At 73.2% G+C, this 12924-nt stretch carries 11 protein-coding genes, 1 pseudogene and 1 riboswitch; of the genes and pseudogenes, 9 read left to right on the plus strand and 3 right to left on the minus strand.

Annotation, left to right across the window (positions count from 1 at the left end; all coding sequences use genetic code 11):
* Positions 1 to 721: pseudogene (locus tag R7226_RS08055) on the plus strand (hypothetical protein); the annotation flags it as partial.
* Positions 718 to 1038: a hypothetical protein gene (locus R7226_RS08060; protein ID WP_318596555.1), complete on the plus strand. Its 321-nt coding sequence runs from the start codon at positions 718 to 720 to the stop codon at positions 1036 to 1038. The pseudogene R7226_RS08055 and the gene R7226_RS08060, both read left to right, overlap by 4 nt.
* Positions 1039 to 1079: 41 nt before the next feature.
* Here the strand turns inward: R7226_RS08060 and R7226_RS08065 are convergent, their stop codons facing one another.
* A complete protein-coding gene (locus R7226_RS08065; RefSeq protein ID WP_318596556.1) occupies positions 1080 to 2000 on the minus strand; it encodes a hypothetical protein in 921 nt (306 codons plus the stop codon).
* A gap of 95 nt (positions 2001 to 2095) precedes the next feature.
* Between R7226_RS08065 and R7226_RS08070 the strand changes: the two genes are divergently transcribed.
* The 7 genes from R7226_RS08070 to R7226_RS08100 all read left to right on the plus strand — a co-directional run bounded on the left by R7226_RS08070 (position 2096) and on the right by R7226_RS08100 (position 9965).
* Positions 2096 to 5764 carry a DNA polymerase III subunit alpha gene (locus R7226_RS08070; RefSeq protein WP_318596557.1) on the plus strand — a complete coding sequence of 1223 codons (3669 nt, stop codon included), beginning with the start codon at positions 2096 to 2098 and terminating at the stop codon, positions 5762 to 5764.
* 70 nt (positions 5765 to 5834) lie between these two features.
* Positions 5835 to 6332: a c-type cytochrome gene (locus tag R7226_RS08075; protein WP_318596558.1), complete on the plus strand. Its 498-nt coding sequence runs from the start codon at positions 5835 to 5837 to the stop codon at positions 6330 to 6332.
* 130 nt (positions 6333 to 6462) lie between these two features.
* Positions 6463 to 6807, plus strand: coding sequence for a TraR/DksA C4-type zinc finger protein (locus R7226_RS08080; protein ID WP_318596559.1), 345 nt, complete (start codon positions 6463 to 6465; stop codon positions 6805 to 6807).
* Between the two features lie 183 nt (positions 6808 to 6990).
* Positions 6991 to 7131: riboswitch (cyclic di-AMP (ydaO/yuaA leader) on the plus strand.
* Positions 7132 to 7137: 6 nt separating this feature from the next.
* Positions 7138 to 7401, plus strand: coding sequence for a hypothetical protein (locus tag R7226_RS08085; RefSeq protein ID WP_318596560.1), 264 nt, complete (start codon positions 7138 to 7140; stop codon positions 7399 to 7401).
* 160 nt (positions 7402 to 7561) lie between these two features.
* Complete coding sequence (locus R7226_RS08090; RefSeq protein ID WP_318596561.1) at positions 7562 to 8110, plus strand: carboxymuconolactone decarboxylase family protein; 549 nt, start codon at positions 7562 to 7564, stop codon at positions 8108 to 8110.
* Between the two features lie 47 nt (positions 8111 to 8157).
* The gene (locus tag R7226_RS08095) at positions 8158 to 8571 is read left to right on the plus strand and encodes a winged helix-turn-helix transcriptional regulator (RefSeq protein ID WP_318596562.1); all 414 of its coding nucleotides are present in this window, start codon (positions 8158 to 8160) and stop codon (positions 8569 to 8571) included.
* A gap of 50 nt (positions 8572 to 8621) precedes the next feature.
* Entirely contained in the window at positions 8622 to 9965 is a 1344-nt protein-coding gene (locus R7226_RS08100) for a glutamine synthetase family protein (RefSeq protein ID WP_318596563.1), read from the plus strand.
* Positions 9966 to 10044: 79 nt separating this feature from the next.
* Here R7226_RS08100 and R7226_RS08105 read toward each other — a convergent pair whose 3' ends face one another.
* Positions 10045 to 10674 carry a hypothetical protein gene (locus tag R7226_RS08105; protein WP_318596564.1) on the minus strand — a complete coding sequence of 210 codons (630 nt, stop codon included), beginning with the start codon at positions 10672 to 10674 and terminating at the stop codon, positions 10045 to 10047.
* 65 nt (positions 10675 to 10739) lie between these two features.
* Entirely contained in the window at positions 10740 to 12887 is a 2148-nt protein-coding gene (locus R7226_RS08110; protein WP_318596565.1) for an MMPL family transporter, read from the minus strand.
* Positions 12888 to 12924 lie beyond the last annotated feature (37 nt).

Below are 12924 nucleotides of genomic sequence, written 5' to 3' on the forward strand. Positions count from 1 at the left end.
GCAGGTCGTGCTCGGCGACGAACGCGCCGCGCGCGACTACCTCGCGACGCTGCCGGTCGCGCTGCTGCGCGGCCGCGAGGCGACCGCCGCGCTGCCGGAGCCGCTCGGGCGCCTCGGCATCGAGACGCTCGGCGAGCTGGCGGCGCTGCCGCGCGCCGCGGTCGCCGACCGCTTCGGCGCGCCCGGCCTGCTCGCGTGGGAGCTGGCGCAGGGGCGCGACGGAGCGCTGAGACCGCGCGAGGAGCCCGAGCGCGTCGAGGAGGAGCTGGAGCTGCCGGAGGCGATGTCGGGCGTTCAGCTGGAGCGCGCGCTCGGCCTGCTCGTCGACCGGCTGCTGGCGCGCAGGGAGCGGCGCGGCCGCTCGCTGCGCGCGGTCGTGCTGGCGGCGACGCTGGTGGAGGGCGGCACGTGGCGCGAGCAGGTGCCGTTCCGCGAGGCGCACGCCGACCCGCTGCGGATGCGGCTGGCGCTGGCGGCGCGGCTGGCGCTGCTGCCGGCGCCGGCGGAGCGGCTGCGGCTGGCGGCGGTCCGCTTCGGCCCGGCCGCCAGCGATCAGCGCTCGCTGCTCGACGAGGCCGGCGCGGAGCGGCGCGCGCGGCTGCGCGAGGGTGTGCGCCAGGCGCGCGCGGCGGCCGGTCCCGACGCCGCGCTGCGCGTGCTCGCCGTCGATCCCGACTCGCGCGTGCCGGAGCGGCGCGCGGTGCTGACGCCGTTTGAATGAGCGCGCGCGGGATCACGTCCGGCCGTGCCGTCGCGGGCCGCGCGGGCGCCTCCGTCGCCGGCGGCGGCGCGACCGCCCGCAGACACCGGCTCGCGACGCCGAGGCGCGCCCGCGTGCGCGCCGACGAGCACGACGGCCGCCCGCAGGTCGTCGACGGGCGCGAGATCGACGCCGTGCGCGAGTCGTGGCTGGTTGAGGACCGCTGGTGGAGCGAGGCGCCGCTGCGGCGCCGCTACTGGGAGGTCGTGACGGTCTGCGGCCGCAACCTCGTCGTCTTCCACGACCTGCGCGAGGGCGGCTGGTTCCGGCAGCGGTGAAGCGTCTGCCCACCCCGCGTCCGCGGCTCGCGCGCGGGCGCTCAGCGGGGCTCTCTCACCGTCCGCACGACGGTGCCGTCGGCGGCCCGCCAGATCATCTGCGGCGGCATCGCGTCCTCGGCCGGGCGGTCGACCTTGAACGCGACGACGTTGTCCTGGACCGGCAGCGTCAGGCGGATCTCCTCGCCGTAGACGATCGCCGGCCGATGCGGCCCGCGGCTGACGCGCTCGGGGTAGATCGCCTCGATCGTCGCGACGCCGTCGGGCACGAAGCCGGAGACGGTCGAACGGTCCTCGGAGCCTCGCTGCGAGGAGCCGAACAGCCCGTGTCTGCGGAACCGGGCGAGGTCGACGCCACCGCCCCCGGCGCCGCCGCCGAAGCCGAAGATCACCTCTCTGGCGGGGAAGCCGCCGGCCGGGTGCTCCTGGCGGTTGAGGCGCGCCTCCTCGCTCAGCGTCAGTCTCCGCAATCTCGGCCCGGCGCCGTCGAGCAGGTCGACGAGCAGCCGGTGTCTCGTGCGCAGGCAGGCGCGTGTCAGTGGCTCCGGCAGATCGCGGCTCTTGGCGATCACGAGGTAGTGCTCGCTGCCGTCGGCGGCGCGCGCGAGCCGGATCCAGTCGATGTAGACGCCCTCGGCGAAGGAGAAGGGGAAGCGCGGGAGGTCGGCAGCGAACTCGCGGTCAGCGGGGATCTCCGGCCGTCGCAGCAGCGCGAAGGTGTCGCGCATCGCCTGGCTGGGGGCGTCGTGCGTGACGGTCGTCTCGTGCTCGGGGTCGAACTGCTGCACGCAGCTCGTGTCGGCGGCGCGCATCGCTCTCGTGGCGGCGTTGATGAGCGCGATCGCGCGGCTCTCCAGCCGCTGCGCGGCGGCGTCCTCGCGCGAGATCGCGGCGGCGCCGGCGGGGAGGGCCGTCAGCGCGATGGCGGCGCCGGCGGCGGCGCTCAGGATCGTTCGACGCATTCACCAACCGTACGAGACGCGCGCGCGCCAGGTCGCAGACAACAGATATCTGGTGCGTGCTCTGAGTGGCGTCCGTCCGCCGCGCATGCGAACATATGTTCGTGTCATATGTCGAGCTGCACGCCCATTCCGCCTTCTCGTTCCTCGACGGCGCCTCGCTGCCGGACGAGCTGGTCGCGGCTGCCGTGGAGCTGGGACACGACGCGCTCGCGCTGACCGACCACGACAACGTCTGCGGGGCGATGGAGTTCGCCCGCTCGGCCCAGGCGCTCGGCCTGCGGCCGATCCACGGCGCCGAGCTGACGCTCGACGACGGCCGTCACCTGACGCTGCTGGTCGAGGACGAGCGCGGCTGGCGCAACCTCTGCCGGCTGCTGACGCTCGCCCACGCGCACACGCGTGGGGAGGGGCGCGCGGGCGGCGCGTCCATGGGGGAGGGCGGCGGCGGGCGCGCGGGGGACGCGCCCGCCGCCACAGACCTCGCGCGCGTCGAGGGGGACGCGCGAGGAGGACGCACATCGGGGGAGCCGGAGGCGGGGACGCCCGCCTCCGGCGTGCGTCCGGAGGGAGCCGCCGAGCTCGCGACCGCGCCCGGCTGGGCCGGCGCCGCGGAGGGTGGCGCGGCCGGCTTCGCGCGCGGGTCCTCGCGCCCCGCCAGGCGCGAGGACCCGCTCGTCGCCGCCGCGCTGCCCGGCGCGCGCATGGGGACGCGCGCGCTGCGCGGCCGCACCCGCCAGGCGAGCCAGCCGTTCGTCTCGCTCGCCGCCGTCGCCGAGCACGCCGAGGGGCTCGTCTGCCTCAGCGGCTGCGCGACGCACGGCGTCCACGACCTCGCCTCGCTGCGCCTGCTGCGCGCCGCCTTCGGTCGCGAGAGCCTCTACGTCGAGCTGCAGCGGCCCTACCTGCGCGACGACCGCGCGCGCAATCGCCGGCTCGTCCAGCTCGCGCGCGAGCTGGAGCTGCGCTGCGTCGCGACGGGCAACGTGCACACCCACACGCGTGCGCGCGGGCCGTTGCAGGACGCGCTCGTCGCCGTCCGGCTGCACACGACGCTCGACGCCTCCGAGCCTGGCCGCCGTGGCAACTTCAGTCACGTGCTGGCGAGCCCGCAGGCGATGGCGGCGCGCTTCGCCGCCGATCATCCCGACGCCGTCGCCGAGACCGCCCGCCTCGCCGACCGCCTCCGCTTCGACCTGACGCAGGGGCTCGGCTACCGCTATCCCGGCGCCGAGGACGACAGCGCCGATCGCAGACTGGCGGAGCTGTGCGGCGACCGCCTCGCCGACCGCTACGCCGACACCAGCGCCGCCCATCGCGCGGAGGCGCGGCGCCGGCTCGACGAGGAGCTGCGGATCATCCGCAAGCTCGGCCTCGCCGGCTTCTTCCTGCTGCACCGCGACATGCTGGAGCTGGCGCGCGAGGTCGCCGTCGAGGTGCGCGGGGCCGACAGCGCCCGCGCGCTGCTGCCGCCCGGCCGCGGCCGCGGCTCCTCGGTCTCCTCGATCGTCTGCTACCTGACCGGCCTCTCGCACGTCGACCCGGTCGCCAACGAACTGTTCATCGGCCGCTTCCTCAACGAGGAGCTGCAGGCGCTGCCCGACATCGACCTCGACTTCCCGCGCGACGTGCGCGCGGCGCTGATCCCGCGCATCCACACGGTCTTCGGGGAGCGCAACTCGGCGCTCGTCGCCGCCTTCCCGACCTACCGCGCGCGCGGCGCGATCCGCGAGCTGGGCAAGGCGCTGGGGCTGCCGCCGGGGGAGATCGAGCGCGTCGCGCGCGGCTCCGAGGGCTGGTCGGCGCGCGACGTCGCCGCCGACATAGCGAGCGCGCTGGGGGAGCGGCGCGTCGGCAGCGGCCGCTGGGCGTGGCTGGCGCGGCTGGCCGAGCAGGCGCACGGCCTGCCGCGCCACCTCTCGCAGCACTCGGGCGGGATGGTCGTCGCGACGCGTCCGCTGAGCGACTGCTGCCCGATCGTCCCGGCCGCGATGGAGGGGCGCCAGATGGTCCAGTGGGACAAGGACTCGTGCGCCGACGCCGGCTTCCTCAAGATCGACCTGCTCGGGCTCGGGATGCTGTCGGCGGTCGAGCGCGCGGTCGAGTCGATCGCGGCGACGCGCGGCGAGCGGATCGACCTCTCGCGCATCCCCTACGACGACAGCGCGACCTACGAGGCGATCCAGAACGCCGAGACGACCGGCGTCTTCCAGATCGAGAGCCGCGCGCAGATGGCGTCGCTGCGGCGCACACGGCCGTCGAACCTGAAGGAGCTGACGATCCAGGTCGCGATCGTGCGGCCGGGGCCGATCCAGGGCGGGGCGGTCAACCCCTACATCGAGCGCCGCCAGCGGGAGCGGATCGACCCCTCCTTCAAGGTTCCCTACGACCATCCCTCGCTCGTCGGACCGCTGAGAGAGACGCTCGGCACGATCATCTTCCAGGACCAGGTGATCGAGGTGGCGATGGCCTTCGCCGGCTTCTCCGCCGGCGAGGCGGAGGGGCTGCGGCGGGCGATGAGCCGCAAGCGCTCGGAGGCGGCGATCGAGGCCCATCACTGCAGGTTCGTCGAGGGCGCGCTGGCGACCCACGACGACGTGACGCCGGAGCTGGCCGAGCGCGTCTTCCAGATGGTGCGCGGCTTCTCCGGCTTCGGCTTCCCGAAGGCGCACGGGGCGGCCTTCGGCCTGCTCGCCTACCAGTCGACGTGGCTGCGCGTCCACCATCCGGCCGAGTTCCTCTGCGCGCTGCTGAACGAGCAGCCGATGGGCTTCTACCCGCCCGACGCGCTCGTGCACGAGGCGCAGCGGCGCGGGATCGAGGTGCTCGCGCCGGAGATCAACGCGAGCGAGACCGAGTGCACCTCCCACACCGGGGACGACGGGAAGGTGCGCGTTCGGATCGGCCTCGGCTACGTGCGCGGCGTGCAGCCGCACGACGCCGAGGCGCTCGTCGCCGCGCGCCGGGCCGGCGGGCCGTTCCGCGAGGTCGCCGACCTCGCTGCGCGCGCAGGCGCCGGTCGCCCTGCGCTGGAGGCGCTCGCCTGGTCGGGCGCCTGCGACGTGCTCGCCGGCGGCGATCGCCGCGTCGCGCTGTGGCGGCTCGGCGTCGCGGTGCCCGGCCGCCGCGTGCCGGGCGGCACGCAGCTGGCGCTCCCGCTGGAGCTGCCGGGGGCGCCGGAGCTGCGCCAGCTCGGCGCCTGGGACGGGATGCTCGCCGACTACGACACGACCGGGCTGACCGCGCGCGCCCACCCGCTGAGACTGCTGCGCCCGCGGCTGCCGCGCGATGTCGTCACCAGCCGCGAGCTGGCGTCGCTGCCGCACGGCGCGACGGTCAAGCTCGGTGGGATGGTCGTCGCGCGGCAGCGGCCGGGCACCGCGCGCGGGATCGTCTTCCTGCTGGTCGAGGACGAGCACGGCACCGTCAACCTCGTCGTGCGGCCGGAGCTGTACGAGACCAGACGCCTGACCGTCCGCACCGAGCCGCTGGTGCTGGTGGAGGGGACGCTGGAGCGGCTGCCGGCGGCCGGCGGCGGCATCAGCATCCTGCTGGCGCGGATCGCTCCGCTCGACATACCGGACGCGCGCATGGGCAAGGTGATCGCGAAGGACTTCTCGCCGCTCGACGAGGCCGAGCGCCACGCGATCGAGCAGCACGAGCAGCAGCGCGCGGCGGCCGGCGGCGGCTCCGCGCGCGACTTCCGCGGCGTCGCGCCTGAGACGATGAACTTCGGCCGGGGGCGCAGCCGCAATCGCAGCCGCTGAGAGCGCGCGCTGACGCGACACAACAGTTCGCCCTTCCATTCCATGGTGGGTTCCGGATAGGGTCGCTCCGATGCTCGCAACCGTGGTGTTTCTCGCGTTCTGGGTGGTCGTCGGACTCGGGCTCTTCTTCCTCGCCGTGCGCGGAGGCCCGCGCGGCGTGCGCGCGACGCTCCAGTCGCAGAAGCCCGGCGCCCGCACCTTCGCCGTCATCGCCTTCACCGTCTTCTACGTCGCTGTCGGGATCGCCGTCCCGGCGCTGTTCATATTCGGCGACCGCGACAGCGCCGACGCCCACATAAACGGGACGACGATCGAGCTGACGAAGCAGGAGGAGGAGGGGCGGGCGCTGTTCGGCACCGGCTGCGCGAACTGCCACACGCTCGCCGCCGCCGAGGCCGTCGGCAAGGTCGGTCCGAACCTCGACGTGCTCAAGCCGCCGCAGGAGCTGACCTACGACGCGATCGTCAGAGGCCGCCAGCGCGGCGGCGGCACGATGCCCGCCGGCATCTACTCCGGCGCCGAGGCCGAGGCCGTCGCCGCCTTCGTCGGCGCGACCGCCGGCCGCTGACGCCCGCGCGGCGGCCGCCTCGCGGCCGCGCGTGCGCCCTGCCGCGAGTGCGCACACCGCGCGTGTGTCACACCGCGAGTGCGTCGCACCGCGCGTGCGTCCTGCCGCGCGCGCGGGTACCCTCGCCGACATGGACACCGCGCATGCCCGTGAGCTGCTGGCCCGCGAACGCGCTCGCGTCGAGCGCGAGCTGGCCGGCCTGATCCCGCCCGGCGGCGAGAAGCAGGAGCTGACGCACCTCGACCAGCATCTCGCCGACGGTGGAACGGAGCTGTTCGAGCGGGAGCGCGACGCCGGCTTCGTCGAGCAGCTGCGCGAGGAGCTGGCGGCGATCGAACGCGCCGAACAGCGCCTCGCCGACGGCAGCTACGGCCGCTCGGTGCAGAGCGGCGAGCCGATCCCCGACGCGCGCCTCGAAGCGGTCCCGTGGGCGGAGCGGACCGTCGCCGAACAGGCCGCCTACGAGCGCAGCTGAGCGGCCGGCGCCAGGTGCCTCGCGCGCCGCTTGGCCGCGCGCGCACGCGCCACCGCCGCGTCATCGGCGCCCGTGCAGCCCGCTTGAGGCCGCGTGCCACAAGAAGCCCGCATTTTCCGACCGAGGCTTTCCATAAGATCCACCGGATGCAGGTCAGAATCTGCAAGCCGTTGGTAGGATCGCCGTGTCATACCGCTGAATTCCCGTCTGCCGCACGGGAAGCGGGGGACCCACGACAACGGGGCGAATCGCGCGTCCGCGCATAGCGCCGCTCTTTCGGTGCGAGCCCGTCAGCTAACCCCGCAAGCTCGAGAAAGAGGACCGACAGAGATGCCAACCGCAGAGGCGCCGTCACGCGCCGGTCGCAGCGCGAGCCAGCAGGGCGAGCGCCGCACGATCGTCATCAGGGGCCAGGTCGCGCCGCCGCCGACCCGCCGTCATGACTACGAGTACGAGACGACCGCGCGTCGTCATCGCCCCCGTCGCGCGAGCGAGCGGATCGCCGGAAGCCGTCCCGACCGTGCCGCGATGTACGCGGTGCTGATGGGCGTCTTCCTGATCCTCGTCGCCATCCTCACCGCCTCCGGCGCCTGACAAACGCGCTGGCCGTGGAGCCGGCGCGACAAGGGGCGAGCGCAATCGGCCGTCCGCCCCCATAGCCGGCGCAAAAGGAACCGTGAGCCTGGGTTTAGGTCCCGCTCGTATAAGGGGGGCGAGAACCTCTACGACCCGGGTGCGCGCCATGAAGACTCCGATGAGTCGGTTCCAGATCCACGACGACCTCACAGCACCGGAAGGCTCGGTCCCTGTCCTGCGCGGCGCCCTGGCGACCGGCGGCCAACTGCCCAACTTCGTCGGCGCCCTCGCCGGCTCCCCGGCCGCCCTGCGCGGCTACGCGCGCTTTCGCAGCGAGCTGCGTCACGGCCACCTCTCCGCCGCCACGCTGGAGCGGATCGCGCTCGCGGTCGCGGAGGAGCGCGGCTCACAGCCCGGCATAGCGATGCATTCGCGTGCCGCCCGCGCCGCCGGCCTCGGTCTCGACGAGGTCGCGCTGGCACGCGACTTCGACTCCGGCGACGCGAAGGAGGCGGCGCTGCTGCGCTACCTGCGCGCGCTCGTCGTCGACGGCAGACCGCCGCTGCACCTGCACGAGGAGGCGCGCGAGCTGGGCTGGGAGGACGAGGAGATCCTCGAGGCGATCGCGACCGTCGCGCTCGAATCGCTCGCGGCGATGGTCAACGTCGCCGGCGAGGTGCCGGTCGACGGCTCGATCGAGCAGTCGCGCACGCTGCGCGCCGCCTGACATCGCCCGCATGGCCAGGGGGCCGATGCGGGCGTAAGCTGTGCTCGATGGCGGTCGAGCAGGCATCGGAGCGGAACGCGGCATGCGCCGCCGGCGACCCCGCCGGTGCCGACAGCGCCGCCGACGCCTGCTGCCCGCACTACCACGAGGCGATCGAGTTCCTCGGCAAGCGCTGGACCGGCGCGATCGTGCGCGTGCTGATGAACCGCTCGCCGCAGCGCTTCAGCGAGATCGCCAACGCCGTCCCGGAGCTGTCGGACCGGCTGCTGTCGGAGCGGATGAAGGAGCTGGAGGCGCGCGGCGTCGTCGCGCGCACCGTCTCGCCGCCCCCGCCGGCGCCCCCGACCCGGGTCGAGTACGCGCTCACGCCGATGGGACGCGAGCTGGAGCCGGCGCTGGCCGCGCTGGAGTCGTGGGCCCAACGCTGGCTGCCCGGCTGTGCCGACGCCCCGTCGCGGTAGGCTCCAATTCCCGTCGCCACGCCCGAAATTGACCCCAGGAGCCCTTCGACATGACTGACGCCGCGCCGCCGCTTACCCCTGACGACGTGCTGCGTCTCGTGCAGGAGCGCGACATCCGCTTCATCCGCCTCTGGTTCACCGACATCCTCGGTCAGCTGAAGGCGTTCTCGATCAACACCAGCGAGCTGTCCGACGCCTTCGAGGGCGGGATGGGCTTCGACGGCTCCTCGATCACCGGCTTCAACGCCGTCGAGGAGTCGGACATGATCGCGCTGCCCGACGCCTCGACCTTCGCCTCGCTGCCGTGGCGGCCGGAGGAGCAGGGCGTCGCGCGCATGTACTGCGACATCAAGACGCCTGAGCAGACGCCGTACGAGGGCGACCCGCGCCACGTGCTGCGGCGCGCGCTCGACCGTGCGAAGGCGATGGGCTTCGACGACTTCATGGTCGGCCCCGAGCTGGAGTACTTCTACTTCAGAGACGCGAGGGACCCGACGCCGATCGACGAGGGCGGCTACTTCGACCTCACGACGCTCGACGCCGGCTCCGACCTGCGCCGCGAGACCGTGCTCGCGCTCGAGCAGCTCGGCATCCACGTCGAGTACACCCATCACGAGGTCGGTCCCTCGCAGCACGAGATCGACATGCGCTACGCCTCGGCGCTGAAGATGGCCGACGACTGCATGACCTACCGCATCACGGTCAAGGAGTACGCGCGCAAGTACGGCCTCCACGCGACCTTCATGCCGAAGCCGCTGTTCGGCGAGAACGGCTCGGGCATGCACACCCACCTGTCGCTCTTCAAGGACGGCAGAAACGCCTTCTACGACCCCAACGACCAGTACTACCTGTCGGACGTCGCGAAGGCCTTCATCGCCGGCCAGCTGCGTCACGCGCGCGAGATGAGCGCGATCTTCGCCCAGTGGGTCAACTCCTACAAGCGGCTGGTGCCGGGCTACGAGGCGCCGGTCTACGTCGCCTGGTCGCGCCGCAACCGCTCCGCGCTCGTGCGCGTGCCGATGTACCACCCCGGCAAGGAGCAGACGACGCGGATGGAGCTGCGCTGCCCCGACCCGGCGTGCAACCCGTACCTGACGTTCGCGGTGCTGCTGCAGGCGGGCCTGGAGGGGATCGAGCACGGCTACGAGCTGCCGGAGCCGATGGAGAAGAACCTCTACCACCTCGCGCCCGACGAGCGCCGCCGCCTCGGGATCGAGCAGCTGCCCTCGACGCTCGGCGAGGCGATCGAGCTGACCGCCGACTCCGAGCTGGTGCTGCGCACGCTCGGCGAGCACATGTTCAACCGCTTCGTGGAGATCAAGCGGCAGGAGTGGGACGACTACCGCGTGCAGGTCACGCAGTGGGAGCTGGACCGCTACCTGCCGGTCCTCTAGCAAGGCTGCACGGGCCCGGCCCGGTCGCGCACCCGCAAGGGCGCGCGGCCGGGCCGAAGCCGCCCGCAGCAGCGTGCGATCAGTGGCCGGTCGGCGCGCTGAACGCGACGAGCGTGCTGTTGCTCGTGCAGTTGATGTTGACCTCGAAGGGGACGACCTTGCAGCGGTAGGCGACCCCTCTGACGGAGAATCTCTCGACCTGCTGGTACGCGTTGAAGCGCTTCAGCCAGGTTCTGGCGACGCCGGCCGCCTGCGGGCAGCCGAACGCGGGCGTGCTGCCGAGGCCGGTCGTCTCGATGATCAGACCGCCGACGCCGGTATGGATCCCGCCGCAGTTGAGCAGTCTCTCGGGCGTGCCGAACTTGAGGATCAGCTTGGCGCCCTTCGGCAGCGACTTGACGGCGCTCAGCTTCGACGTGAAGAGCGAGCCGCCGAGCGCGTAGTTCGGGTCGTAGAGGTCGTACGCGCCCGCGGTGTAGGCGGGCGTCGAGTTGACGCCGATCAGCTTCAGGTTGGTGCCGGGCAGCTCGATCTTCAGCGTCTTGGCGCTGGCGCCGCCTGCGAGGCTGATCGTCGCGGTGCAGCGCGCTTCGCTGCCCTTGCAGACGACGGTCTGGCTGCCGGCGGCCTGCGCGGCGGTCGGAGCGGCAAGCGCGCCCGCTGCAATCACGGCGAGGGGGGCGAGGCGGGCGAACTTCGTCAGCTTCATCTGGCGTCCTTCGGGTAGGGGATCGCCCTCTCATCGGCTGCGAGCGCCGATTCCATGAGCCCTGGTCAGGACGCTGCGGAGGAGGGCTTCCCCTCACCGGCCTCCGCCGCGGTCGCCGCGGCCGGCTCGTCCTCCTCCTCATCCTCGTCGTGCGCGGTCGCGAGGCGGTGGCCGAGCTCCGACGGCCACCAGACGCGGTCGCCGACGTCGAGCACGATCGCCGGCACCAGCACCGAGCGCACGACGAAGGTGTCGAGCAGGACGCCGACGGCGATCGTGAAGCCGATCTCGGTCAGCACGACGAGCGGCAGCACCGCGAGCGTCGAGAAGGTCCCCGCCAGCACGATCCCGGCCGAGGTGATCACCGCGCCGGTGACCGCGAGGCCGCGCACCGTCCCCAGCCGCGTGCCGTGCTCGTGCGCCTCCTCGCGCACGCGCACCATCAGGAAGATGTTGTAGTCGACGCCGAGCGCGACGAGGAAGATGAAGGCGAACAGCGGCAGCCCCGGATCGACCCCGGCGAAGCCGAACACCTGCATGAAGAAGAAGGCGCCGATCCCCAGCGCGGCCGCGTAGGAGAGGATCACGGTCGCCATCAGCAGCAGCGGCAGCAGCACGGCGCGCAGCACCAGCACCAGGATCAGGAAGACGACGACGAGCACGAGCGGCACGATCACGCGGTTGTCGCGCGCGGTCGAGACGCGCAGGTCGCGTTCCTCGGCGGTCGGGCCGCCGACCAGCACGTCGTCACCGCCGGCCGCCTTCGCCGCCTCGCGCAGCGGCGGGATCACGTCGAACGCCTGCTCGCTGTACGGGTCGGCCTCCAGCGTGACGGCGATCCGCACGCCCGACCGCGGGTCGCGCTCGACCGGCGCGACCTGCGCGACGCCCGGCACCGCGCTCAGCGCTCTGAGCACCGCGGCGACCCGCGCGGCGTCGGCGCCCGCGCTCGCGCCGCCGGCCTCGTCGCCGGGCGGCACGATCACGATCGTCGGGGCGTTGGCGCCGGCCGGGAACGACTGCGCGATCAGCTCCTGTCCCTCGACCGACTCGACCTGGTCGCGGAAGGAGTTGCCGCTCGTCAGGTCGGAGTTCATCTGCGTCAGGCCGAGGCAGAGCACCAGCAGCGCGACGGTCGTGCCGATCCAGACGCGCCGCGGCCGCACGCGGATCCGCTCGCCGAGCCGCCGCCACCAGCCGTGCGTCTCGTCGGTGCCGGCGCCGCCGTAGCGCGGCACGAACGGCCAGAAGGCGCGGCGGCCGGTGATCGCCAGCAGCGCCGGCAGCAGCGTCAGCATCGCGAGCATCGCCAGCGCGACGCCGAAGGCCGAGACCGGCCCCAGGCCGGCGGTGCCGTTGACCTCCGCCAGCGACAGGCACAGCAGCGCGGCGATCACGGTCAGGCCGGAGGCGAGCACCGCCGGGCCGGCGCGCCGCAGCGCGATCGCGACCGCCTCGTGCTTGTCCTCGTGGCGGCGCAGCTCCTCGCGATAGCGGGCGACGAGCAGCAGCGCGTAGTCGGTCCCGACGCCGAAGACGAGCACGGAGAGGATTCCGGAGGTCTGGCCGTTGATCGTGACGCCGGCCTCGGCGAGGAAGTAGCCGATCCCGCGCGCGATCACCTCGGCGAAGATCACGGTGAAGAGCGGGATCGCCCAGAAGATCGGGCTGCGGTAGATCAGGATCAGCAGCACGAAGACGAGCGACGCCGTCGCCAGCAGCAGCGTGCCGTTGATCTGCTCGAAGACCTTCACGGCGTCGGTCGAGAAGCCGGCCGGCCCGGTCACCTCGACCTGCAGGCCCAGAGGGACCGCTTCGTGGACGCGGTCGCGGAGCGCGTCGGTCGCGTCGATCAGCGTGTTGTCGGAGGTCGGTCCGCTGGTGTCGACGTCGGCGATCAGCAGCGCGGCCGCGCCGTCTCTGGAGAAGATCGGCGGCGGGATTCTGGCGGTGCCGCGCGGCGGGTCGGCGTTGATCGCCGCGCGATCGCGCACGATCGCGGCTCTGTCAGCCGCCTGCAGGCCGCCGTCGCGGCTGTAGACGATCACCGCCTCGGTCTGCTCGCCGGAGGGGAACGCTCTGACGGCCTCCAGCGCCTTGACCGACTCGGCCTTGCCGGGCAGGAACGAGACCGGGTCGTTCTCTTCGACGTCGCTCAGCTTGCCGGCGAAGGAGCCGAAGACCGCGACGAGCACGAGCCAGACCGCGAGCACCGCGAACTTCGCGCGGTGACCGGAGGCGACCGTGAGG

This window comes from Conexibacter stalactiti (assembly GCF_033542075.1).
Taxonomy (GTDB): domain Bacteria; phylum Actinomycetota; class Thermoleophilia; order Solirubrobacterales; family Solirubrobacteraceae; genus Conexibacter; species Conexibacter stalactiti.